Here is a 25,518-nt window from a genome sequence, read left to right as displayed (position 1 = left end):
AGAAAGGGCGGGGACAATATGAAAAAATTACTGAGTATTGGTTTGGCAGTCACAATGGCGGTTTCCCTTACCGCGTGCGGCGGGGAGAAAAAGGCAGCGTCCGGGGGCGCTGATGGGGAGACTATCCGTATCGGTGTGGTGTGTCCTCTCACAGGTGAGTCTTCATTATTTGGGGATGTTCTGTCACAGACCGTGCAGCTGCTGGCAAAACAAAAGAATGAGGCAGGCGGCCTGCTGGGCAAGCAGATTGAGATCATGGTCTATGATAACCGTGATGACGCGGTGGAGACCACCAATGCAGCGAGAAAGGCTATCCTTAACGATAAGGTGGTTGCTTTTATCGGAACGGATTCCTCCGCCACCACACTGGCGCTTGGGGAAGTGGCGGCTGAAAATGAGATTCCCTTTATTACCAGTATTGCCACAAACTCCAAGGTTACCACAACAGATGACGGGGAGGTGCGTCCATGGGCATTCAGGGCCTGTCTGTCCGATCCGCAGAGCGGTGCCATACTTGGGCAGTATGCGGTGAATGAATGCGGTTTTAAAAAGATTGCGGTCATCTATGAGATCGGAAGCGATTTTTCCATTGGAGTTACCAATGAATTTACCCAGACCGTGGAGAACACAGGCGGTGAGATCGTGACAAAGGAAGCGTATAACACAGGGGATGTGGATTACCGCGCCGTACTGACAAAGATCAAGAATTCAGGGGATTTTGACGCCCTGTATATTGCGGCGGGATATTATAAACAGATCGGTCTGATCGCCAACCAGGCAAGGGAGCTTGGGATCGAGCAGCCGTTCCTGACAACAGAGGGCGCCATGTCCAGCGATCTGTTTAACATTGCGTCCGATTCCGTGGAGGGCATGATCTATAACGTGGCAGTGGACACTGCATCTGATCATGTACATGGGCTGCTGGAAGATTTCCAGGCGGAATGGGGATATGATCCGAGCCTGAATGTAGGACCGGACTGTTATCTGGCATATGATGCGTTCCAGCTCCTTACCGGTGCGATCGAGAAGGCAGGGGAAGCTGATCCAGCCAAGATCAGGGACAGCCTGGAGAACACAACGGAGCTTCAGGGATTGACCAGCTCCATCACATTTGATCCCAAGACCCATCTGGTATACCGCGAGGTTCCCATTTACCAGATTAAAGACGGCGGATTTACCAAGCTTGGCCTTTTCTCACCGGCTATCCAGTGACAGGATCCCCATAACACCATGGCGCATGGCCCGTAGGCCGTGCGCCGTTTAGAAGGAGGTAACTTCCTTGTTTATACAGCAATTAGCCAATGGACTGTCAGTGGGAAGCGTATACGCGCTGATGGCAGTCGGATATGCCCTGATTTACAGCCTGCTGAACTTTACAAACTTTGCCCATAGCATAACGGTTACGATTGGCGCATTTACCACATTCTTTTTTCTTACATATGCCATGCAGGATCTGCTGGCAGGAATTATCGCAGGAATCATAGCGGCAGCGCTTCTGGCAGCGGTGATTGAATTTGTCGCATACCGCCCTTTGCTTAAACGAAACGCAAGAAGGGTCTATCTGATGATCATCGGACTTGGGATCTCTGTGATGGGAGATAACCTGATCATCATTGCATTTTCTGGCAGGTTCAGAATATTTCCGGTGAATTTTCCCTCTGAAAGCATAAAGATCATGGGGGCCAATGTGGGTCTGGTGGACATGCTGATTTTTCTTGTAAGCATGATCTCACTTCTGGTAGTGGAATTGATCATACGCAAAACAAAGCTGGGGCTGGCCATAAGAAGCGCGGCCTTCAGCCTGGAGGCCACCTCTCTCATGGGAGTTGACACATTTAAGCTGATCCTCTCCATTTTTCTCATTGCAGGGAGCCTGGCCGGTGTTGCCGGTACCCTTTTGGGGGCCAAATATACGGCCTATCCTTCCCTGGGCACTTTTTATACAAACAAGGCCTTTATATGTGCGGTGTTCGGAGGACTGGGCAGCCTGCCGGGAGCAGTTGTGGGAGCGCTGGTGCTGGGGGTTTCGGAGGCAATGATATCCGCCTATGTGTCCACCTCGCTGAGAGACTTGTTTGCGTATTTTCTGCTAATAGTGATTTTGCTGATCCGTCCATCCGGGCTGATGGGCAAGTCCAGCGAAGATAAAGCATAAAGGAGGCGGAAAAGTGGAGTATTGGTTAGGTGTTGCGACATTAGTCGGTATCTATATGATCGCTGTTTTGGGCGTGTCAATTCTTTGCGGCTTCACGGGAATGTTTTCCATGGGACATGCCGGTTTTATGGCCATCGGGGCATATACTTCCGCCCTCCTGACAAAAAACTTTGACATGCCGGTTTTTCTGGGAGTGATCGCAGGCATGGTGACATCCTCTGTTATAGGAGCCATTATCAGTTATCCAACGCTGAAGCTTCGCGATGATTATTTTATCATAGTGACTCTTGGGATCGGCGAAGCGATCAAGCTGATCATCCAGAATGCGGCTTCCATAACAGGAGGGGCAAGAGGGCTGGCGGACATACCCAAGGGTTCTAATTTTGTAAATGTCTGGATCATAGTGGTGATCACAGTTATTGTTTTAAAATCATTTATCAATTCCCGCCACGGCAGGAACTGTGTTGCGGTCCGGGAGGAGGAGCTGGCCGCCCAGTCCGTGGGGATCAATGTATTCCAGTATAAGATGGAAGCCATGGTGATCAGCTGCGCGCTGTGCGGCTGTGCGGGAGCGCTTTTGGGGCATTACATGCATTATCTTCAGCCCAACATGTTTACAATGGTCAAGTCGGACGAGCTGGTGATCATGGTGATCCTGGGCGGAAGGGGAAGCCTTACCGGTACGATCCTGGCAGGTCTTCTGATGCTTCCGCTGCCGGAACTGCTGCGGTTTGGCTCTGCTGAGCAGTGGCGTATGGTGCTGTACGGATTCCTTGTGGTGATCGTGATCCTGTTCCGCCCGGCCGGCATCATGGGCACACGCGAACTGACCATGAATGATCTTAAATCGCTTGTTGGCTGGGTGAAAGGAAAATTCAGCAAAAACAGCCTGAAAATTTCAAGAAAGGAATAGGATCTATGGAGAATTGTGAGTATGCCTTGGAAATCCGGGATGTGAGCAAACGGTTTGGCGGAATCGTGGCAACCGACCATGTGAATATAAAGGTGAGGCAGGGACAGATCTTTGGTATCATCGGCCCCAACGGAGCCGGGAAGACCACTCTGTTTAATATGATCACAGGCGTTTACAAACCCACGGAAGGAGATGTAATGCTGTACGGCAGATCCATTGCCGGGAAGCTTCCCTATGAGATCGCCCGCAGCGGCATAGCCAGGACCTTTCAGAATATCCGCCTGTTTGGGGATCTAAGTGTGTATGAAAATGTACATATCGCTTATCAGAAAAACATGACCTATAATTTTTGGGAAGGCATTATAAAAAACAGGAAATACAAAGAGGAAGAAAGGATCTGCGCAAACCGGTGCGAGGAGACGTTAAAGGATATGGGGCTTTGGGAGATACGCGGCCATCTTGCAAGTAATCTGCCCTATGGTATGCAGAGAAGGCTGGAGATCGTGCGCGCCCTGGCCACATCGCCCAGGATCCTTTTGTTGGATGAGCCGGCGGCAGGTATGAATGAGGATGAATCAGCAGTACTTGCAGGCATCATCAGGGAGATAACCAGAAAAAATAAGGAGATCACCATACTGGTGATCGATCACCATATGGATGTGATCATGAGCGTATGTGATGAGATGACGGTTATCAATTTCGGCAGACAGCTGGCTACCGGGGGACCAGAGGAAATACAGGGTAACCAGGAAGTGATCGATGCGTACTTGGGAGTAGGTGACTAATATGTTGAAAATAGATAATCTCACATTCAGCTATGGAAAGATCCAGGCATTAAAGGGCGTCAGCTTTGAGGTGAAACAGGGAGAGATACTCTCCATTGTAGGGGCAAACGGCGCGGGCAAGTCAACGCTGCTAAAATGCATTGCCGGACTGCTGAAACCACAGGGCGGGCAGATTTCATATAACAGCGAACCCCTCCCAAGGTCTGCCAGCGCGGTTGTGGCAAAGGGAATTGCCCTGGTTCCGGAGGGAAGGTGGATCTTCCCCAACCTGACCGTGGAGGAAAACCTTCTCATGGGTGGATACCTGGTTAAAAACAGGAAAGAGGGACTGGAAAAGGCATACAGTATGTTTGGCAGGTTAAAGGAGCGGCACACACAGCGGGCCGGCACCATGTCAGGCGGGGAGCAGCAGATGCTGGCCATTGCCAGAGGACTTATGTCTAATCCTAAAGTACTTGTGTTAGATGAGCCGTCTTTGGGGCTGGCGCCCCTTATTGTAAATGAAGTGATTGAATATATTGATGAGATCAATAAGCAGGGGGTAACCATACTGCTGGTTGAGCAGAATGCCCGGAAAGCGTTAAAAATCGCCCATCATGCCTGTGTAATGGAACAGGGAAAAATCGTGCGTTATGGAACCGGAGATGAGATCGCCCGTGACGAGAGCGTGGTTGCGGCATATCTTGGCAGAAAAAAATAACAAAAAAGCGAGGGAATATAATGAAGGACTACTTAAAGATAGCGGGAAAGACAGCAATCGTGACTGGATCAGGCCGAGGCATAGGCCGCGGGGTGGCGGCAGGGCTGGCCTCCTATGGCGCAAAGGTTATGGTGGCGGATATCAATGACGAAAATGGCGTAAAGGTCAGGGATGAGATCATAGCAGAGGGAGGGGTTGCCGATTACTGCCACTGTGATGTGTGTAAGATCGGGGACATCAGGAATCTGGTGGCAAAGACTGCGGAGAAATTCGGCACCATTGATATTCTGGTCAATAATGCCGGAGGAGGAGAGCCGCCCTGTGATTTCTTTACCATCACAGATGAGCGCTGGGATCATTATATCAGATTTAACCTGTACAGCGCATTTTATATGATCAGGGAAGTGTTCCCCTATATGAAGGAACAAAAAAAGGGGAAAATTGTAAATATTAGCTCCGGCTATGCGATCGGAGGGGGAGATTTCTGCGCACACTATGCTTCCGCAAAGGCCGGTGTCATTGGCCTTACCACCTCCATTGCCAAAGAGGGAGCCCCTTACGGAATCAATGTAAATGTGATCCCTGTGCCCACAACAGATACGCCGGGGCTCAGGGAGGCTGATTTTGAGCTGGTAGGGGATGAGATTCCCCTGATTCCACTGGGACGGATCGCAGTGCCTGAGGATATTGCCAATACGGTGCTGTTCTTGGTATCTGAATCCGCGGACTACGTGACAGGGCAGATTGTGGCTCCCAACGGAGGCAGGAGGATGCTGATATGATTTGGCCCAATGGTGCAAAATGTGCGTTTAATCTGGGCTTTGACCTGGATGGGGAAACCATCTGGCGCAACAAGGCCAGAAGGCTGCCGGGGGGCGCTGCATTTATCAAAGGGCCATCCATCGGGGCATATGGTCCTAATAAGGGAGCGGCCAGGATTTTGGAGATCCTGGAGGAGTTTCATTTGAAGGCCACCTGGTTCATTCCAGCGGTGATGATCGAGGAACACCCGGGGATTGTGGGGCAGATACTGGACAGGGACCATGAGATATCGCATCACGGTCTGGACCACACGGGCAGATATGGGGACACGTTAACAGAACAGCAGGATACCATTGGAAGATGCCAGGACATTTTCCTGAAATATACCGGACGCAGGGCCTTTGGCATAAGACCTACCGGGACTCTGCTGCCGGAGACGGAAAAATGGCTTTACAATGGCGGCGGTTTTTTATATTCAAGTGCGGGAACCAGCGGAGAGGGCAGAGGATACTATTACGTTGATGGGGAGAAAACCGGTGGGATCAATGTGCCATGCCGGGATGAACAAATGGATGATTACGTGCAGACCGTGCTGCATTCCTATCCCGCAGTGCTGGAGGGGATGCCCAGGATCGCTTCCTATGACGTGGTTTATTCCAACTGGATCAGGGAAATAGAGGGCATGGTCAGATTCGGGACCACAGGTTCCTCCGCCTTTCATCCACAGATTGCCGGAACGCCGGGGAGGGCGGTCATGTTGGAACGGTTCTGCAGTTATTTGGCGGACAACCGGGATGTGTGGTGCGCCCCCTGCCTGGACATAGCAAAGTATCATAAAACAGCATTGGAGGTTGAACATCATGAGTGATCATACGAAGATCTGGCCTGAGGGCAAAAGCTGTGGGGTGATGGTCAGCGTGAACCTGGATGCGGAATTTTATGGAAGGATCTTTTATCCGGACGTGGATGTGGATGACGGGGACATCATGCGTCTGGGAAAAACAGGAATGGAATACGGACTTCCAAGGCTGCTGGATACATTGGAGCGTTTTGGTGTCAAGGCCACCTTTTTTATACCCGGAGCCGTTGGGGAGCGTTACCCGGAACAGGTAAAGGAGATTGCCCGCAGAGGGCATGAGATTGGGTGTCATGGGGACCAGCATGAAATCCTGGGATGCCTTTCACGTGCCCAACAGGGCACGGTGCTGCAAAGGGCCGGAAAAAAGCTGGAAGCTTTGACAGGGAAACAGATCAAGGGATTCCGGATGCCTGAGGGGGAGATGAATGAGGATACCCTGATGGTTCTTAAGGAGTTGGGATACGAATACAGCAGTTCCCTTTCAGACAATGATATTCCTTATATCCACGGCTGCACCGGATTGGTTGAACTTCCCATTCACTGGGAGCTGTTTGACCTTCCCTATTTTACATTTGCATTTGATCCCCCCATTCCCCCCGGACAGGCCCGCTCCGCATCCATGGATGAGGTACTGAAAAACTGGATCTATGAGTGGGAAGGCGCCAGGCGCTGGGGAACGCTTATGAATATACAGCTGGATCCCCAGACGATCGGTGAACAGGGCCGTATTTTTATACTGGAGGAGCTTTTGAGCAGGATACAGAAGGAACCGGGAGCGTGGATCGCAACCGGGGAAATGATCGCATCCCACATGAGAACGATATGAGAAATGGAGGCTTTTATGTCTGAAGCAGCATTAAATGCAATGGCACAGCAGTATCTGGACCTTACACTGTGCAAAAGCAGATATGATGATATTGATATACAATGGTACACGGAAGGCCCCTTCTGGCGCAGGACCAGCATGCGGTTTTCCAGGGATTATAAGATCCTGCCGGATTATGAGATTGCTGATTTAAAACACGGAAAAACGCTGGAGGATATTCTGGATGAGTCCCAACACCTGGCGGAGAACCTGAAGCTGTTTGAAAAGACAGCCCCGCCGGAACAGCTGCAGCGAACAGGATACCTCATTGACCATGTGATTGCCTTGAACACCCGTACCCGGATGCTGATGGGGGAGAAAATGGGCTTTGATGAGATGACCGGCAGATTATACGACCTGGTGGCTCCGGAGTATGATTATCAAAAATTTGATGATATCCTGGACCGGATGGGTCAGGCGCTTCCGGGAGCGGGACCGGCCAGGGATAAGGTCCTGGAATTTAGAAAAAGGATCTCCATCCCCAGGGAGAGGATCCTGGACGTAATGAAGAAAACCACCAGGGAATTTCATACCATGTCCATGAACAGGATGACCTTGACCGGAAACAGTATGCCCCGGGTAAGGGTGCGTGACTATCCAAATCCGGATATGGCGTTCCTGTCCATTCTGTTTGGCTATGATTATAACCACCTGGAATATGAGAGGAATTTTAACCTGAATTATCCATGGACGGTTGACAACGTTATTGAGTGTATCGGACATGAGATGGAGCCGGGCCATCTCACTTATTATGAGAAGCGCACCCAGACCTATATTGACACGTGCTGGCCGGAGATGGCGGTGGTACAGCAGTTCTCCTCTTCCTCCGCATTTACGGAAGGCTCTGCACGGTTTGTGATCTCCATGTGCTTTGACCACTCTGATACAAAGAAGACAGACTTTGAGAGGGAGGTTATCTTTGGCACGGCAGGGCTGGACAAAGCTCTGGCAGGATTAATGCCGCTGTGGCATGAGTACTGCGAGATCGCAGGCTATGGGAAACTGGAAGTCACACGAAACATCTGGGACCGGCGGTGGACAGAGCATGAAGCAGCGGAATTTCTGAGAAAATACGCGATTGTGGATAAGAATGCAGAAGATGACATTGTTAACCATCTGGCAGCGGATGATGGCCATTTTGTCGCCCATGACTATGCCCGTGATGTGGTAAAAGAGTATTTTAATCACATAACAAAGGATGTGGACGCCCAGTGGACGCTTTACGAGAAACTGTGCTGCGGGCATATGAGTATGAGGGGGATGGAGGATAAGACGTTGAGGGTATAGCAGGTAAATGAATGGAACGAAAAAGTAAGCGGACAACCACTGTGGTGGTCCGCTTATTTGAGTTTTAAAAGCAAAGGATATTTTCTGAGCCGTATGTTCCCTGGGTTCCGATACTTTCCGGTTTTGTTGTGACGGAAAATTATATAATGGTACGTATTAGAATAAATGCCTAATTAAATTCATAGTAATACGTAAAAAATATACAAAAAGACAAAATAGTACTAGAAATGTTAAAAACTTACTATTTATTATGTATGAAAATCTTTATATAATATTTATAAATGTTAACATTTTGTTAATACGAGTATGGCCAGACCGTATTTTTATTTGTACTTCATTCCTTAATCGCGAAAAGGATGAAAAGCAAAGATTAAGAAAGGGGTAAGAAAAGGTTTATGAAAAAAAGATTAAAACCAGTTATGGCTTTAGTTCTTGCCGCTTCTATGATGGGATCAAGTCTAGGAGTAGGAAACAGTGTCGCAGCAGGGGGGGGGGGGTATAAAACCCTTTAATTCTTACGCTGAAGAGATTGAAAGAGAAGAAGATAATACATCAGACACCGATAATCCAGAAACACCAGAAACCGATAATTCAGAAACACCAGAAACAGATAACCCAGAAACACCAGAAACAGATAACCCGGAGACACCGGATACAGATAGCCCGGAGACGCCGGGCACGGATAATCCGGAGACACCGGACACGGAGAACCCGGAGATGCCGGATACCGATAATCCGGAGACGCCGGACACGGATAATCCGGAGACGCCGGACACGGATAGCCCGGAGACGCCGGATACCGATAACCCGGAGACGCCGGACACGGATAGCCCGGAGATGCCGGATACCGATAACCCGGAAACACCGGACGTTGATGATCCGGACAAGTTAGAAGAGGAAACAGGAGAGAAAGATGCAATCAAGGGTGCAGGTGCATCTGCCTCTTTAAGCTTAAAGGAAGAAAAGACCGCTACTCCCAGCGAGGCCACAAAGGCTACTCCCAGTGAAGCCAGCCGTAATAATTCACTGGATGATGAGATGCTGGAAAGGGTAATTACTACATATAACAATACGCCTGCTTATGAGGAGATCGCTGAAACAGATGACAGTTTCATGTATCTAAGCCAGAAAAACGGAAGAACAAAGCAGGATATTGGTTTTACTGATAAATATAATTATAAAGAGACAGAGTATTTCCTGAAAGGAAAAGCGCATGTCTATGATCTGGAAGACGACCATAAAGTGGTGACTGCAACATCCAGCAATGCAACCAGACCAAAGGCGCAGGATTATGTAAACAGGGTATTTGTGTATATGCCGGAGGATCCAGCTGATTTTAACGGTGTGGTTTTTGTGGATATACTGAATGCCAGCAGTAAAGTGGATCTACCCGATATTTGGCGCAGAAGTTACGATTATTTTATGCGGAATGGATATGCCTATGTGGGAATCACTTCAAAATACTGCAATGTGGAATCTCTTAAGAAATTTGATTCCAAGCGGTATGCAGAACTGGAATGGGGCACCAGCAGCCTGAATGATGACGACAGGAACGGTTTGTTCTGGGATATGTTAGGTCAGTTAGGCGTTATGCTAAAGCAGCAGGATTGTGATCTGTTGGGGGGAAATACGGCGGACAAGGTATTCCTCATGGGGCAGTCGCAGTCAGGTATGTATCTAAACACGTTTGTTAACTGCTTTGGACAAGCCAATGCAGTGGGAATAGATTATAATTCTGATGAGGGGGAGGGAGATGCTGTTTTTGATGGCTTCGTTAATGTAGTCGGAGCATTTGCGGACTCAGCCCTTAGCAGCGGCGGTAAAACCCGAAGCTTTGCCGCACCGTATGATTCTCCAGTGCCATATATATTGGTGGAGGGAGAGAATGATTACAGTGCCTGCGTTAAAATAAATCCCAATTATATTAAAGAAGACGGCGATGAGCCGGGAGAGAATATGTACCGCCATTACGTGATCGCAGGCGGAGCCCACTCATCCAAGATTTTCCCTCCGGACCTGACGGATGAACTTCAGATCCAGGCAGGGCGTCCGGCTGGGTATTATCCGGCAATGAAGACAGATAAGGATACAGGGCGTCCCAATACAAACACGGACCTTAATATGGATTCCTATGTCAACTCTGTTTTGGCAAACCTCATTGAATGGACGGATGGCGGGGATATGCCGGCCGGTTTCCAGGCTGATGATATTGACCTGGATGCAAGAGATGACTATGGAAACCTGACAGAGGGTATTGTTCCTCCCCAGATCACGGTGCCTGTAGCAAAGTATTATGGGGGCGTTAATGGAAACTACTCTACAGACGGCGGCTCCATGGTATATATATCCAGAGAGGAATTGGAAGATCTGTATGCAGATAGGGAGGACTATCTGGATCAGTACGAGTCCGCTTTGGATGATGCGATTGCAGAGGGCTACCTGATAGAGGAAGAACGTGAGCGTATGATGTCCATAGCGGAAAATCAGCCCATATTTGGATATCGCCCTTCATGGTTTACTAATATTGAAGAATCCATGAAAAGTGAGCCTTCCATTAAGATGGTAGGTGATGTGGAAGAAAAAGACGGATATAAGGAAATGACCTATAAAGTGAGCGGTACTGCCAATATCTATGGTGTATTGCTGGAGGATATCCCTTATATCAGAAAGCCTGCCCAGGCATATACCAACTATATCAGGGTTTGCATACCGGATAATTTTAATGGCAAGGCAGTGATTGGACTTATATCTAATAATGATACGGAGTTTGATATAACAAAACTGAAAGCCAAAGGAATTGCCTATATTGGCATTACGGCAGATGCAGATGCGGCTGAGAAGTATGGATGCAGCTGGAAGGTTTTGGAGAAGGAGGCAGACCCGACAAGACAGGAGAACGGCCTGATCTGGGATATCATCAGCCAAACCGCCTCCTTAGCAGAGGAATTATTAGGACAGAATCCTTCCAGGCTGTACCTTGGAATCAAGAAGGCGGATAATTCATGCGCATATACATATACGAATGTATTTAAGCGTTTCTATGGTTTTAAGGTGGATGCAGTAGGTGTGGATGGACTTTATGAAATAGCTGAGCCCAAGAAGCTTATGGTGCTTAACGATATTGATTCCACGATTCCTGTAGCATCACAAGATTCAGTTGTGGCATGGTATGACAGTATTATTTATAGGGAAAACGGCAACGGACCAACCATTGGCGCCACTGCGAAGAGCATTATTGAGCAAGACGGTATGTACTTCAAAGATTCCAATGGTAATGGTATCCTGGATGTGTACGAAGACTGGCGGGAAGATGCTGAAACACGAGCAAAAGATTTAGTTGAAAAGATGACGATCCAGGACAAAGCAGGAATGATGGTTATTAATTCCAGAGGTATGGGTATCAATAGTTCCGATCCTGACGAGGCAACCGGCCTGTTGGATGAAACCTCCAACACGGATGACATGTCTTCCGAAATTTTCGGTGTGTCACGCACACTGGGCACAACGGAAGCAATTGTGGACTGGGGGCTGAGGCACTTTATACTCCGTCAAAATCCGGAACCCGAGGATATGGCTTCCTGGATCAACCAGATGAACCTGGTGGCAGAAAAGACAGAACTGGGAATCCCGGTTGTTGTGGCTTCTAATTCCAGAAATGAAAATGGACAGATGACGTTTGGTATGAATGATGCGTCAGGCGTATTCTCCACATGGCCTGGCACATTAGGCCTGGCGGCAGCGGTTATGGGAGATATTGCCCGTGGAGGAGATGCGGGTCTTATCAGCCGCTTTGCAGAGATTGCCAGAAATGAATGGGATGCGTCAGGCTTAAAGAAGGGATATATGTACATGGCAGATACCATGACAGATCCCAGATGGCAGAGGACCTATGGAACGTTTGGAGAGGATCCTGAATTGATCAGCGATATTATTGGAAGGCTGGTAGATGGATTCCAGAACGGTTCGGATGGTGTGCAGGCAGATGGTGTTGCCCTGACTGTAAAACATTTCCCAGGAGGCGGTGCAAGAGAGAACGGTTTCGATCCCCACTATTCACAGGGACAGTGGAATGTATATCAGACGGAAGGCAGCTTGGAGAAATATCACCTTCCGGCATTTATCAAGGCAGTGGAAAACCGTGTAGCTTCTATCATGCCATATTATGCAAAACCGGCAGCTGAAAAGAGTGAAACACAGTATGACCTGGAAGGAAATCCCATTGACATGGTTCCTGTAGGGTTTGCGTTTAATAAGGTATTTATCAACGATATCCTCCGTGAGCAGATAGGACATGAGGGATATGTAAACAGCGACAGCGGTATTACCGGCAATATGTGCTGGGGAGTTGAGGAACTGGATGTTCCTGAAAGAAATGCATTGGCGATCAATGTGGGAACAGATATCATAAGTGATACAAATGATGTTAATTCGATCATTGAAGCTTGGAACAGAGGCGCTGATGGCGGAAAATCCGACTATTATACGACTGAAGGTGTAGTTCCTGCAGGTTATGAGGTGGCGGATGTGACATTAACAACAGCAGCGCTTGACCGGTCCAATGTGCGGCTGTTAAAAGAAATGTTTGATCTCGGTCTTTTTGAGAATCCATACCGCGATCCGGATACTGCTCAAGAGACGGTAGATAACCAGGATAACTGGGATGAAGCATATGAGGCCCATCAGAAATCAGTGGTTCTCTTAAAAGATGGGGAAGGAACCCTTCCATTGACTGCTGATAAGCTGACAGGGAAGAAAGTTTATATCCAGTACTTTGGACAGAGCAATTCGGCCAGCACAACTTCAGAGCTTCAGAGAAGCATTATGTCCGGGGATTACAACATCAGCCTTACCAACAATTATCACGAAGCAGACTATGCATTACTGTTTGTCAATCCATCCTCCGGCAACTATTTCTCTGCAACAAAGGGGTACCTTGAGCTGGATATATGTACGGATAAGATCGTCCATGATGTGGATGATGAAGGGCGCCCGGTGGCGGACACTCATACGGAATCCACTATTGAGAATGCAGAATCCATCAAGGCGATCTCAGAGGCAGTAAGAGCGAACGGCGGTAAAGTTGTGACAAATGTAAACTTTACCCTGGCCTGGATGTTGGGTAATGTAGAACCTTATTCAGATGTGGTCCTGGCTGGTTTTGATACCCTGACAACGGCAACCATGGATGTAATCACAGGTGTCTATGAGCCTACCGGCAAGATGCCCATTACCCTTCCAAAGGACGACAGTGTGATCGCTGTCAATGCGGACGGTGTGTGCATATCTCCAAATGATGTGCCTGGCTATGAGAAGGATCAGTATATGCCGGCATCCATGAAAGATGAGAACGGAAAAGCTTACGCATACAAAGACAGTGAGGGCAATTATTACGAACTTGGTTTTGGACTTACTTATGTGGACGATAATGAGGAAGAACCGGTTGATCCTACCCCGGGTGAGAACGGCGGCAGCTCTGGAAGCAGTGGTTCCGGCGGCTCCGGAAACGGCGGCAGGGTTTATACTTCCTCATCCAATACTCCGGGTGCTTGGCATCAGGACGAAAAGGGCTGGTGGTTTGAGTTTACAGATAAGAGCTGGCCTCATGGAGAGTGGAGACAGTTGGTATGGAATAATGTGGTAAGCTGGTACTATTTCCATGAAGACGGTTATATGGCAACAGGCTGGTTTAGGGACGGAGATCATGTGTTCTATCTCCATCCATACTCTGACGGAACCCAGGGATATATGTATGTGGGCTGGCATCAAATTGATGGAAAGTGGTATTACTTTAACGAGGTTTCCGATGGAACATTAGGCAAACTGTTAACAAATACCTGGATCGATGGCTGGTATGTAGACAATGATGGCGTTTGGAACGGGGAACAGCGAAATAATGAATAAAAGATAAACAGCAGGGTGACTGAGAGCAATCTTCAGCCACCCTGCTGTTGGTGTGCAGTCTTCCGGCAATGGCGGCAGGAAAAAATTCCAAAGCAGCGGAAGCCGGGGGGGTCGGCATCTAAAAGAGGCGGGGAGGTTTGACTTTTGCCATTGGTTCAGATATAATAAATTCACTTTATGCAATGCACCGGCCTGCTAACTTAGGGATATGGTTCCCTGTGTCAGCAGGCATGATGCATTCTATGGGATAAGGTCATTGTTACAGAATTTTTGACTGTGATTTATGGGGGTAATGGTGGATCGCTTAGATAAAAAGATAGTTTATTTAAAAAGAGCGGCGTTTATAAATGGACTGCTTACCATTCTGGCTGCAATGGTCAGTGAGTTCCTGTCATCAATGGTAGGTCAGCCTTACATACTGGAGATGGGGCAATGCCCCATATGGTATGAGTCTTTGGCCGGAACAGCGCTTATGCTGTTATATTTCCTGCCTGACAGCAGCGTGAGGAAGAATCGGGCCATTGGCCTGATATATGCATTAACAAGTGTATTGGCGGCAATATTTTCCATGTTATTATATTTTTGTATGATGCTTCCGTCCCCTGACCACGTCATGTTATGGGTGGTATATTTTATCCTGTACATAGTCCCATTGGCGGTGATCAGCTGTCTGGCAATGGCGGTCATGGTTGATAAGGCGGAGGTTTTACCGGAGGATGAATATAAGGGGAAAAGGAAAATACCGTCCAAAGTAATTGCCGGGCTGATTGCCATATCAGGCTTAGTTGTCACTTTCCATGCATTTATGCGGTATGAGCAGCCGGAAGATCTTACCGCATGGCAGCGGCGTGAACTGGCAAATTCCGGCGTGTCCATGTTAATGCCGGGTAATTCTGAAGAAGGGGATAAGTTTTATGATACAACCGGTGTGATGCATGTGATCACCGGTACGGGAAGACGGATGATCGTGGTAATGTTTGAGGGAGAGCCGGGCGGTTATCCTGAGACGGATGATTATGTGAATGAGATCATAAGCGAAGAGACATATACGATAGATGGAATAGAATATACCAGAAGTGTTGAGAAGAATATCAATAAGGACTATAAAATGATCGCCTATATGAATGGCATAAGCTTTGAATATAATAACAAAGTATATATGGCCATGGTCATAACAGGGCGCACAAATGCTGCGCTGAAACGCGATATTGATAAAATCCTGGGCACGTTTGAGATACAAAGATAAGGGGAAAGATCCTCTTGGCTGAGGTGTGATAATAAAAATTATTGCACAATAATGGCTGCTATAATTTGGGAAAAGCAGATAAAAAAGCATTTATATTGTGGAATATATTGACATTTTGATAAGAAGATAGTATATTGAAAAAAATAATTATGTGTAAATTGTGCGATTTACATTGAGAGGACAATATATGCACCGTAAAATACAAAGGGTTTCATTGCAGTCTGAAATAACAAAATATATTCAGGATTACATAAAGGAAGAAGGACTGATAAGAGGTGACAAACTTCCCTCACAAGGGGAAATGGTTGAGATAATGGGGGTGAGCAGGACCTCCTTGAGAGAAGCCATAAAAACTCTGGAGGCGCAGGGGTTACTAGAAGTACGGAATGGAAAAGGCGTTTTTGTCGGATCTAATTATGGAAATGATTTTATCCAGTTGTCAATCGGTTTTCACAAAGAGAAAGAGCGGCTTTTGGAAGCATTGGAAGTGCGCCATGTATTAGAACGTGAAATCATTAAAATGGTTGTGAGGAGAATAACGGAAGCGGAGATTTCTGAGTTAGGTCAAATCACAGATATTTTAATGGATAAATTTTATAAGAAAGAAGAAAAGCGCAACGAGGACCGGAATTTTCATTATAAGATTTATATGTGCTGCCATAACAGTGTGATGTATCAAATGATGACAACTCTAAGCGACTTATTTGATGCTTTTTGGAATGATCCACTGGACATAGAAAATCCATTTGAAGAAGGTATGCCGTACCATTTAGAATTATATAAGGCCATAAAAGACCGGAATTTAAAGCGCGCTCTGAATGCGAATGAAGAGATCATCAAAGATATACGGAGAGAGTTAGAAAATGCAGGTATTAAATAATTTTTAATTTTAGCTATAATATAGCATATAGCACATAGAATATACCTTACAAAGAAAGGGAAGAAAGATGACAGATCAAAGTAAGTATTTGGAAGACTCAAGATTGATTGAGACCCATTATGGAGAGGAATATGAAAATTATTACAATGCAATTGTGCCGCCTGTCTTTTTGAATTCATTAAATGTATTTCCATCTATTGATGCATATTTTGACAGTGATAAAAATGACAAGCATGTTTATGTATATGGGAGGGTGCAGAATCCTACAGTTAGAATTCTGGAAGATAAGATCGCGGCATTGGAACATGGTACCAAAGCATTTGTGTATTCATCCGGTATGGCTGCGGCGACAACCGCTGTAATGTCCGTATGCCATGCGGGCGCCCATATTGTCTGTGTCAGAAATGTATATGGACCGCTAAATACGTTTCTTACCCAGTATTGTAAAGAATATTTCCAGATGAACGTAACATTTGTAAAAGGTGATCTTATTGAAGAGTTTGAGGATGCTGTTACTGATAATACCGATTTGATTGTACTGGAGAGTCCTTCATCAATCGTGATGAGTTTGCAGGATATATCCAAGGTAGTACAGATAGCCAGAAAACATAATGCAAAAACCTATATTGATAATACGTACTGTACACCGATTTTTCAAAATCCGTTAGATTTAGGGGTAGATATAGTTATGCACACAATGTCCAAATACATAGGCGGACATAGCGACATTATAGGTGGTGTTTTAATTGCAAACGATGAGGATTTATTAAAAAAACTGATGCTTCATAGAGAATTGTATGGAGGCATATTAGGACCAATGGAGGCATGGCTGGCAATCCGGGGATTACGTACAATTGAGGTCCGTCTAAGGCAGCATGAAAAAAATGCAATGGCAGTTGCTGCATTTTTAGATAAGCACCCCAGGGTAAAAACCGTAAATTATCCAGGCTTACCGTCCTTTCCACAATATGATTTGATGAAAAAACAACAAAAGGGTAATTGTGGTCTTATGAGTTTTGAAATTGACAGTACGATGGAACAGACAAAAAAGTTTTGTCAAGCGCTTTCAATATTTAAAATCGGGGTATCATGGGGTGGCTTTGAAAGTCTGGTGGAGATGCCATATGCAAGAATGACAGATCAGGAAGCTTCATGGCTGGGGGCCTCTGCTAATATTATACGCATACACTGCGGACTGGAAGGAGATGACCTATTGATCGCGGATTTGGAGAAGGCCTTTTCAATCTTATGATAACAAAAACAAAAATGAAGGAGGATATAATGTATGAAGAAGATGGTTGCAACAATGTTAACGTTAGCAATGGGTGCAGGAATGTTGACAGGATGCGGGGGATCGGCAGTTAAACAGGAAACAGACAGTATGAAAAGAGAAGAAAACATTGTTATTACAATGGTTGAATCTCTGACCAGTCCGGATCGAACTGCTATTATCCGTGAAATTGCAGATAAGTATGAGCAGGAACATCCCAATATATCCATTGAAATTATTTCTCCGCCACTGGAAAATGCCGATAATAAAATCACACAGATGCTGATGAGTGGATCAGGAGTAGATATTGTGGAGACAAGGGATTTGACGATCACACAGTATGTGAATAACCAATGGATCCAGCCACTGGATCAATGGCTGGATCAATGGGAAAATAAGGATACCTTAACCAGCGCAGCCAATTCGGCTATTTATAAAACTGGGGATAAGGCATATTTAATCCCTTATGGGTTTTTATGGAGAGGACTATATTGCAGGGCAGATTGGTTTAAAGAAAACAATCTTGAGTTGCCTAAGACCTGGCAGGATATTCATGACGCAGGAGTAGAATTAACTGATTCAAGTAAGAACCGGTTTGGCTTTGCATTCCGTGGCAGCACATTGGGACATCAGTATGCGGATACTGTGATATGGAGTTATATTGGAACAGATCTATTGGCAAATCCAGATGCAGGATATTATTTGAAAGAGAAAGAGGGGGAAACGATCTTTACGTTGCCGGAAACAAAAGAAGCACTGGAATTCTATAAATCTTTATATACAGATTGCTCTCCAAAGGACTCAATTGCATGGGGATTTGCGGAGATGGTTCAGGGTTTTGTTGGCGGAACAACAGCCATGCTGATACAGGACCCAGAGGTCATTGCATCTTGTGAAGCAGATATGAGTGAAGAACAGTGGGAATTAATCCAGTTTCCGGTAGGTCCATCAGGACAGGCGGTTTTCCCAAATGGATTTGCTGGCTGGGCAATGACTTCATTTACAGAACATCCGGATGAGGTATCAGACTTTATACTGTATCTGTCTAATCCCGAAAATAACACATATTTTGCAAAAAATTATGCTACAATTCCAATTCATTCCAATGCACCTGAGCTTGACAGTTTTTTCAAAGAGGGTAGATTCTCAATCTATATGGACATGGCTGAAAAGGGGGAGGTTTATCGCTGTGCTACTCAACCAATGATGTATAACGCATATGCCACCTATAAAACGAATGTGGATACGATGTATCAAAAGTGGTTAACTGAGGAAATAAGCACGGATGATCTATTGGAGTGGCTGGATGATTTTTGGAAGGATGCATATCAGCAGGAGGGAAGAAAGTATTAAACATAAACCCGGGAGAGGTGAAAATTACCTCTCCCTCATATAGGAAAAAGGAGATACGGAAAAGATGAATGGTATTGGTAAAATGGAACGGAAAAAAAGAGCGTACATTATCCTATTACTTATCCCTTCTATTGTTCTTCCAATGATTTTTACATATTATCCAATGATTAAAGGAAGTATTATGGCTTTTCAAAGCTATAATCTTATGGATATAGGAAATATCCGATGGATCGGATTCGGTAATTTTAAAAAATTGTTTATGCCGAATGCGAGTAATTCGTTTTATGTGATATTAGGAAATACTGTAAAGTGGGTTTGCGTTTCATTGCTTTTTCAGTTTTTGATTGGTTTTGGTGTTGCTCTTTTACTCAAGAAAAAGTTCAAGGGATCCGGAATTTATCAGGGTTTAGTATTCTTTCCCTGGGCTGTTTCGGGATTTGTCATTGGTATTATATGGCGATGGATGTTTAATGGTACATCAGGTGTGATTAACGATATTCTAAGCCGTATAGGAATTATAAGTGAGCCGATTGGATGGTTGGCCGATAAAAATACAGCTTTATTATCTTGTATTGTAGCCAATATATGGTATGGAGTTCCATTTTTTACAATTATGATTACCGCAGCATTAAGAGGCGTCTCCGAAGATTTATATGAGGCAGCCAGTGTGGACGGTGCCAGCGCATTTGGAAAGTTCTGGAATATCACAGTGCCATCCATTCAATCCGTTTTATTGCTGACTGTATTAATGAGGACAATATGGATTTTTAATTTTCCCGATTTAATATATTCAATGACACAAGGTGGGCCAGCTGGTTCGTCCCATATTGTCACTTCGTATATGATGCAATTGGTCCAGAGTTTGGATTATGGTTTAGCTTCTTCTGTTGGATTATTATCCATTTTATTCTTGATCATCTTTACCATAATCTACTTAATAGCCACTAAGCGCATAAATTCGGAGGATTAAGGCATGGATAGAAAATATAGTAAGTTTATTCTGGATTTTTTTAAATATGGCGTTTTATTATTATTTTTGGTAATTGTCATGTTCCCCTTTTTTTGGATGCTGGTGACTTCATTAAAGGGCAGTCAGGCAGAGATTTATGCATTTCCGGTTCAATATTTACCACAAAAGCCCAGCCTGGTTAATTATATTTCAATGTTATGGAAAGGCAATTTTGGAAGGTATATGAGTAATTCCCTTTTGGTGTCAACTGTTGCAGCAACCTTTGCGAGTATGATTGGAATTGGTGCGGGTTACATTCTTTCAAGATTTAAATTCAGGTTGAAAAGTCCATTGTTGTTATTTTATCTAATTACGCAGATGATTCCCACGTTTATAATGTTGCCATCGTTATATCAAATGCTTTCAAAACACCATATGCTAAATAATATATGGGTAATGGCATTGTTGTATACAAATATGATGATTCCGTTTTCAGTGGTTACATTAAGAGGTTTTTTTGACGGAATTTCTTCAACATTAGAAGAAGCAGCATGGATTGATGGTTGCAGCTATGGTGCGGCACTAAGAAAGATTATCATACCTGTTATGAAACCAGGAATTGCAGCAACATTTATATTTGCCTTTATTAATTCCTGGAATGAGTTATTTATGGCAATCATGTTTATTGATAAGGATAAGTATAAAACAATCCCGGTAGGGTTAAATGCTTTGATTTTGAAGTACGACATAAAATGGGGAGAAATGGCAGCTGGAACAGTAATGGCATTAATACCCACAATACTACTATTTTCTGTTGCCCAGAAATATATGATAGAAGGGTTAACTGCAGGGTCCGTTAAAGGATAGGTGTGCTTAGAAACAGGGGGATATATCAATTGATCAAAAAAGGGATTGACAGTCGGATGATTTATAATTTGAAACATAATCAAAATATAACCATGCTTACAGCTGAAAAGCTATGCAGGATCATTAAATGTGAGCTTCAAGATATTGTAGAGTTTGTGGAGGAAGAATAGAATCGTGATCGGGAGTAATGAAGGAATCTGGAATCTACTCACACAACAGACATGCCAGTAATGCTCCTTCTAAAAAAAAATGCCGGAAACCCTTATAAAATAAGGATTATCCGACATTATCCAGCATGGAGCTGAGGGGAATCGAACCACAATCCGATGTTACATAATGCTTGTAAATACGTACAGTTTCAACTTTCGTGTTGTGGCTCGTGTTGTGGCAAATTAATAAAATCTCTTACTGTACGCATAAGGAACTTTCTATTTCCAAGCATCATCTCATCTAAATTAACACTAGTAAGATAGCCGCGGGCATTGATGAGATTTTTGTTTTTCTCATACTTTATTTGTATCCGATCACCAATTCGGACAACACGCTGTAATCCATTAACTACGAACATGTAATCTGTATCTGATATTTTTCCAACACATATAGGGGTATTATTTTCAGTTTCAAGGTTTAATGATCGCTCAAAGTAGTCATTAACTTTATTATCTGCTTCCAACCGTCCTTGACTGAAAGTATGGGTATATACCTTCTTCATTGTGTAGTCTGTTTTCCATCCGCCGCGTTCCTGGGCGTATTTATCCGGAATCTGGAGTAAAGCCATGACAGATGCATTGATATGACGCAGATCATGAAATGTCATATGTGGAAGTCCGTTTTTTTGCATTAATCTGACGAATCTACAATATATTGCATGTCCACTTAATGTAATAAGCTGATCGGTTTCTACGTTGTCAATTAAATCTTTTATATAGGGAGGAATTTCATGGCGTCTTATGCGAGTGGACTGCTTGGCTTGTCCTTTTCGCAGTGGTTTTCCATCCACATCAACAACCACTTCACGGATGGTAAGATAATCACCATCTACAGATTTTGATTTGGTAAGCCCCCTTATTTCAGACATAGAAAAACTGAGCCACATTGCCAACATGACAGCAAGTTCTATTTTGGTATCTTTGACAATATTATATATAACTTCTGGTGGTGGAAGCTCTTTGATTACTTCATCCTTTTTGGGAAGTCGTACAGCGCAATCTAATGATTTGTAATACTTTTGAAATACGGCAGTTAATAAGCCATACTCATTGATAACAGTTTTGGCGGATATCGGCTTAGGGTTGGTCTTATTTCTTTTTGATGTCCGTTTAGCTTCTTCGTTTACAGCTTCTTGGAGCCGTTCGGTAGTAAGGTCCTTTAGCTTCATATTCATGATACCTTTAAAACCATTACGCTGCATCTTTCTGTATCCCTGGATGGTAGTCGGAGATAACAATGCATCACAGGATGCAATGTATTTATCAATAGCATCAGAGACAGTGCAGCTTTCAGGACGGCTTTTGCGTTCCATTTCTGCCTCAAAGATACTGGCCATCCGTTCGGCTTCCTTTTTCCCTTTTTTTCCGGGAAGAGTACTTGTGAAAGATTCATACATTTTCTTTTTCTTTAACTTCCCATTCTGGTAACGGACAGGTGCCCCTAAATCATCATACACCTGTTCACTATGTGTATATACCAAGGCACGCCATGAACCGGAAGGAAGTTGTTTTGCTTCTGCCATATCATATCCTCCTAAAAATGAGTAATCAAAATACATCCATTGCCATTTTTGAAGTCAAATGATATAATATGATTAGGTTTACGAGGCCTATATTATTGCATTGACTCAATCAGGCAATAGTATCTATGTGAAAGCTTCTGCGTTGGTAGCGCAGGAGCTTTTATTGTTCTATAAGACGTAAATTCAATAATTCTTCGGGGTATCCTGTGCAATCGCAAAATTGACTATGGGTAAAATCTGAAAAGTTTCTTAATAAATCATCACTAATAAGTAAATGAGCGGCAAACATATTTGCCTGGCGTTCAATACGACTGGTCAGTAATAGCGTTTGATGGGCCATAAAGGCACAATTTTCCTTTGGGTGTAGAATGGCATGACCTAATTCATGTGCCAGCACTATTTGCCTAAAAACATCATCTTCTATATCTGAATTGACAAATATCCATTTGACACGGCGTATGTACACATAGTTTCCTGCAATATTTCCCAATGGACAAAAATACACCTGTATTTTAAGATACTGGGCTATCTTTAGAGGATCATTGGTTCCAAGTTTTCTTTTGTAATAAGCAATAATACGCTTGATACGTCTATTCAACCAAAACCACCTATTTGGGGTCCTTTCTGCGACCAAAGCGCTTTTTGTTAATTTTTTTAGTTTCTCTCATGGCATGTTCTAAGGCATTTTCCAGTAATATTAGTGACGCCTCATCGATTTCTTCTCCATTGTAATATAGAGGGCCATCTTTATCATTTCTGATATTTTCCATCATTTTACGTAAGTCCTTTGTAATGTCTCTCTCATCTTTTGGTGATATCACAACATCTTCGCTATTAGCTTCTTTTTTTCCTGTCATTAGGTAGTCTAATGTTACACCAAAATAATCAGCTATTAGTTTGGCCTTATCAGGGCTTAACAGATTCCTTCTACTTTTCCAATTACTAAAAGTGGATTGGCTTATACCGGTTGCTTTTGCCACTTGATAAGTGGTAACACCATTTTTTTGTAATAAATACTCAAAAATCTCGTACATTTTTTGTGCTCCTTTAACAAAAAATGCATATTTCACAAAATGGTAGTAAAATGATGTTGACTACTACACGGCATGGTGGTATAGTATAACCATGCTTCACTAAATGGTAGTAAAAACAAAAATCATTACCAACATGTGATGCATTAAAAATGTGATACTTTAACTGGTAATTGAAGTATATCACATATGTGAAGTATTTGCAATAAGAATTTTGTTCGTTAGGAGGTGATGAATGTTGTATGAGAAGTTTTCAGCTTTGTTGGCTAAAACAGGAAAAACGGCTTATCGAGTGTCTAAAGATACGGGAATTGCCGAAAATATTTTTTCATACTGGAAAGCAGGACGTAGTAAACCAAAGTTTGAAAAACTGTTAATTCTTGCAAAATATTTTGATGTTCCTGTAGAGTATTTTTCAGATAATGAGGCCACAAAGAAAAGTGCTATGAAGGAGGATAATGACAATGCCGAAAACAAGACCTCTTGAAATTACCATGAAACGCCGCAGGATAATGGCCTGCATAAACAGCCGCAAGACATTGGATGGATTTGGTGATGAGGAAATGGCGCAGAAAGCCGGGGTATCGCCGTGGACATTTTCGCAGCGGAAGAAACGCCCGGAAGAATTTTCCATACAGGAACTATGGAATATGGGAATAAAGGTATATCTATCGGATGGAGAACCCAAGTTACCGCAGGAAGATGTTTTAGATGTTAGTTGATAGGATGGAGGTGAAGCCAAATGAGCAGAGCAGACATCCAGTACATGCCCATCACGACAGACCCGGCCCGGTGCAATCATGATCTAACCACAGAACTTACACAGGCCAACATCTGGCTGGCCGGAGGGCTGGATGAGGAGCGGATGATGCAGAGGGAGTCAGAGCATTGGAGGATGGCCCTGGCGGTCATGCTGGCAGTGACGGTTACACTCCTGATCCTTACCTGGACCGGGTACATATCAATATAGGGAAGGAGGGACAAGCCATGCAAAAATATTATAAGGACTCAAAATACCAAACCATCAGTGAACTTGTGGAAGCGGAGTATCCATGTGGGGAAATTGTGAGTGGGAATGTACAAGCCCGGATTACCCATGGGTATGAAATAGAATCCACAGAAATCCTGCGGAGCAGTTATGGTAAAAAAGAACTCTGCGTACATATATTTCCGTGCATAAAATGGACGGATGGTGGATACAGACCCTGCTATAGCGGCGGTTGGGAGGCATGTAAGGATAATGTTACCTTATATGTGCCTATATAGGAAGGGGGTGAACGCAGTGAGGATATTAATACCCGGAAGCAAGCTCAACTCTCAGGAACAGCTTGAGATGGCAAAATATCTGGTCAAGGCTGGATATGCTGTCAGTATCACCAAAGGAAAAACCAGAATGGTAAGGCTGTTTTCCATATAACATAGTGGAGGTGCAGGATGAGCAGACGCAGAAACGGGACAAACCGTGCGGCAGCAGCCCTGGGGATTAACCCCTTCGGCTGGGGAAACGGAAAAGCAAGAAAAAGGCCGAGGGAGGTGCGAACTCCGGTCGGCCAGATGAAAATTAACTCTACAGATAATATAGCACAGATAGAAGGGGGTTGTAAAGATGGCAAATGTTACTGAAATCAGAATGAATAACGTGCCTGTGGATCTGTTTCTCCAAGGACAGATGGCAGTTGAAAGGATCAATGCTGTACAGGAATACGTCAATTCGGTTAAGTATGCAGATAATGATGTTGTATTCAGCATCCTGGGGATAAAAAGAATAGCACAGCAGGAGGCCGGTAATGATGCATCCGTACCATTGTGATTCCTGTGGCTGTTTTCTTGATCCTGAACAATGGAGAGAGTGTGATAAGTGCCATAGCAAGGACAGAGAACGGGCCAGAAAGTATTCCGGGGAGGTCATGAAACATGAAACTGGAACACAAGACGATTGATGGTACAGCAATGGTATCGTATC

The 25,518-nt window shown here is 44.5% G+C and carries 27 protein-coding genes; 24 read left to right on the top strand and 3 right to left on the bottom strand.

All coding sequences use genetic code 11. The features are described 5' to 3' along the window. Positions 1-18: 18 nt before the first annotated feature. The 17 genes from CLFS41_RS27350 to CLFS41_RS31070 all read left to right on the top strand — a co-directional run bounded on the left by CLFS41_RS27350 (position 19) and on the right by CLFS41_RS31070 (position 20,962). Positions 19-1,212 carry an ABC transporter substrate-binding protein gene (locus CLFS41_RS27350; protein WP_007860371.1) on the top strand — a complete coding sequence of 398 codons (1,194 nt, stop codon included), beginning with the start codon at positions 19-21 and terminating at the stop codon, positions 1,210-1,212. 67 nt (positions 1,213-1,279) lie between these two features. Then, a complete protein-coding gene (locus CLFS41_RS27345) occupies positions 1,280-2,155 on the top strand; it encodes a branched-chain amino acid ABC transporter permease (protein ID WP_052665904.1) in 876 nt (291 codons plus the stop codon). Positions 2,156-2,168: 13 nt separating this feature from the next. After that, positions 2,169-3,068: a branched-chain amino acid ABC transporter permease gene (locus CLFS41_RS27340; RefSeq protein ID WP_007860369.1), complete on the top strand. Its 900-nt coding sequence runs from the start codon at positions 2,169-2,171 to the stop codon at positions 3,066-3,068. Between the two features lie 5 nt (positions 3,069-3,073). Further along, positions 3,074-3,853 carry an ABC transporter ATP-binding protein gene (locus tag CLFS41_RS27335; protein ID WP_045094166.1) on the top strand — a complete coding sequence of 260 codons (780 nt, stop codon included), beginning with the start codon at positions 3,074-3,076 and terminating at the stop codon, positions 3,851-3,853. Between the two features lies 1 nt (position 3,854). After that, positions 3,855-4,553 (top strand): ABC transporter ATP-binding protein, encoded by a 699-nt coding sequence (locus CLFS41_RS27330; protein ID WP_007860356.1) that lies wholly within the window; start codon positions 3,855-3,857, stop codon positions 4,551-4,553. Between the two features lie 20 nt (positions 4,554-4,573). Continuing rightward, positions 4,574-5,335, top strand: a complete 762-nt coding sequence (locus CLFS41_RS27325) for an SDR family oxidoreductase (protein WP_007860354.1) — start codon at positions 4,574-4,576, stop codon at positions 5,333-5,335. Beyond that, positions 5,332-6,183 (top strand): polysaccharide deacetylase family protein, encoded by an 852-nt coding sequence (locus tag CLFS41_RS27320; protein ID WP_045094165.1) that lies wholly within the window; start codon positions 5,332-5,334, stop codon positions 6,181-6,183. Before CLFS41_RS27325 ends, CLFS41_RS27320 begins: the two co-directional genes overlap by 4 nt. Next, on the top strand, positions 6,176-7,000 hold the full coding sequence (locus CLFS41_RS27315) for a polysaccharide deacetylase (protein WP_007860350.1): 825 nt from the start codon (positions 6,176-6,178) through the stop codon (positions 6,998-7,000). Before CLFS41_RS27320 ends, CLFS41_RS27315 begins: the two co-directional genes overlap by 8 nt. A gap of 15 nt (positions 7,001-7,015) precedes the next feature. Further along, positions 7,016-8,326 (top strand): hypothetical protein, encoded by a 1,311-nt coding sequence (locus CLFS41_RS27310; RefSeq protein ID WP_045094164.1) that lies wholly within the window; start codon positions 7,016-7,018, stop codon positions 8,324-8,326. 474 nt (positions 8,327-8,800) lie between these two features. Next, on the top strand, positions 8,801-14,227 hold the full coding sequence (locus CLFS41_RS31225; protein WP_347469131.1) for an alpha/beta hydrolase domain-containing protein: 5,427 nt from the start codon (positions 8,801-8,803) through the stop codon (positions 14,225-14,227). Between the two features lie 292 nt (positions 14,228-14,519). After that, positions 14,520-15,473 carry a hypothetical protein gene (locus CLFS41_RS27300; RefSeq protein ID WP_045094163.1) on the top strand — a complete coding sequence of 318 codons (954 nt, stop codon included), beginning with the start codon at positions 14,520-14,522 and terminating at the stop codon, positions 15,471-15,473. Between the two features lie 187 nt (positions 15,474-15,660). Next, positions 15,661-16,353 (top strand): FCD domain-containing protein, encoded by a 693-nt coding sequence (locus CLFS41_RS27295; RefSeq protein WP_007860344.1) that lies wholly within the window; start codon positions 15,661-15,663, stop codon positions 16,351-16,353. Between the two features lie 67 nt (positions 16,354-16,420). Further along, a complete protein-coding gene (locus tag CLFS41_RS27290) occupies positions 16,421-17,605 on the top strand; it encodes a PLP-dependent aspartate aminotransferase family protein (protein ID WP_007860343.1) in 1,185 nt (394 codons plus the stop codon). Positions 17,606-17,638: 33 nt separating this feature from the next. After that, positions 17,639-18,976, top strand: coding sequence for a sugar ABC transporter substrate-binding protein (locus CLFS41_RS27285; RefSeq protein ID WP_045094162.1), 1,338 nt, complete (start codon positions 17,639-17,641; stop codon positions 18,974-18,976). Between the two features lie 64 nt (positions 18,977-19,040). Further along, positions 19,041-19,946: a sugar ABC transporter permease gene (locus CLFS41_RS27280; protein ID WP_007860341.1), complete on the top strand. Its 906-nt coding sequence runs from the start codon at positions 19,041-19,043 to the stop codon at positions 19,944-19,946. A gap of 3 nt (positions 19,947-19,949) precedes the next feature. Beyond that, complete coding sequence (locus CLFS41_RS27275) at positions 19,950-20,792, top strand: carbohydrate ABC transporter permease (RefSeq protein ID WP_045094161.1); 843 nt, start codon at positions 19,950-19,952, stop codon at positions 20,790-20,792. A 2-nt stretch (positions 20,793-20,794) separates the two neighbouring features. Next, entirely contained in the window at positions 20,795-20,962 is a 168-nt protein-coding gene (locus tag CLFS41_RS31070) for a helix-turn-helix domain-containing protein (protein WP_270279788.1), read from the top strand. Positions 20,963-21,150: 188 nt separating this feature from the next. On the opposite strand, the gene CLFS41_RS27270 is transcribed toward CLFS41_RS31070, so the two are convergent. From CLFS41_RS27270 to CLFS41_RS27260, 3 genes are all read right to left on the bottom strand, one after another. Further along, positions 21,151-22,524 (bottom strand): tyrosine-type recombinase/integrase, encoded by a 1,374-nt coding sequence (locus tag CLFS41_RS27270; protein ID WP_045094160.1) that lies wholly within the window; start codon positions 22,522-22,524, stop codon positions 21,151-21,153. Between the two features lie 160 nt (positions 22,525-22,684). After that, complete coding sequence (locus tag CLFS41_RS27265) at positions 22,685-23,122, bottom strand: ImmA/IrrE family metallo-endopeptidase (protein WP_045094159.1); 438 nt, start codon at positions 23,120-23,122, stop codon at positions 22,685-22,687. A gap of 10 nt (positions 23,123-23,132) precedes the next feature. Beyond that, positions 23,133-23,558: a helix-turn-helix transcriptional regulator gene (locus CLFS41_RS27260; protein WP_045094158.1), complete on the bottom strand. Its 426-nt coding sequence runs from the start codon at positions 23,556-23,558 to the stop codon at positions 23,133-23,135. A gap of 232 nt (positions 23,559-23,790) precedes the next feature. On the opposite strand from CLFS41_RS27260, the gene CLFS41_RS27255 reads away from it, so the two are divergent. From CLFS41_RS27255 to CLFS41_RS27225, 7 genes are read left to right on the top strand one after another with little or no spacing between them, the layout of a single operon-like run. Beyond that, positions 23,791-24,042, top strand: a complete 252-nt coding sequence (locus CLFS41_RS27255) for a helix-turn-helix transcriptional regulator (RefSeq protein ID WP_242856932.1) — start codon at positions 23,791-23,793, stop codon at positions 24,040-24,042. Next, the gene (locus CLFS41_RS27250) at positions 24,014-24,277 is read left to right on the top strand and encodes a hypothetical protein (RefSeq protein WP_242856931.1); all 264 of its coding nucleotides are present in this window, start codon (positions 24,014-24,016) and stop codon (positions 24,275-24,277) included. Before CLFS41_RS27255 ends, CLFS41_RS27250 begins: the two co-directional genes overlap by 29 nt. 20 nt (positions 24,278-24,297) lie before the next feature. Beyond that, a complete protein-coding gene (locus tag CLFS41_RS27245; RefSeq protein WP_045094156.1) occupies positions 24,298-24,525 on the top strand; it encodes a hypothetical protein in 228 nt (75 codons plus the stop codon). 17 nt (positions 24,526-24,542) lie between these two features. Further along, the gene (locus tag CLFS41_RS27240) at positions 24,543-24,821 is read left to right on the top strand and encodes a hypothetical protein (protein ID WP_045094155.1); all 279 of its coding nucleotides are present in this window, start codon (positions 24,543-24,545) and stop codon (positions 24,819-24,821) included. Positions 24,822-24,837: 16 nt separating this feature from the next. Further along, entirely contained in the window at positions 24,838-24,972 is a 135-nt protein-coding gene (locus tag CLFS41_RS31065) for a hypothetical protein (RefSeq protein ID WP_278280209.1), read from the top strand. A 17-nt stretch (positions 24,973-24,989) separates the two neighbouring features. Further along, positions 24,990-25,178, top strand: coding sequence for a hypothetical protein (locus CLFS41_RS30310; RefSeq protein WP_045094154.1), 189 nt, complete (start codon positions 24,990-24,992; stop codon positions 25,176-25,178). Further along, positions 25,162-25,365, top strand: a complete 204-nt coding sequence (locus CLFS41_RS27225; RefSeq protein WP_045094153.1) for a hypothetical protein — start codon at positions 25,162-25,164, stop codon at positions 25,363-25,365. Before CLFS41_RS30310 ends, CLFS41_RS27225 begins: the two co-directional genes overlap by 17 nt. The last annotated feature ends 153 nt before the right edge of the window (positions 25,366-25,518 follow it).

It is taken from the genome of Clostridium sp. FS41 (assembly GCF_000954015.1).
Taxonomy (GTDB): domain Bacteria; phylum Bacillota; class Clostridia; order Lachnospirales; family Lachnospiraceae; genus Enterocloster; species Enterocloster citroniae.
This window is presented reverse-complemented; position numbering and strand designations above follow the sequence as displayed.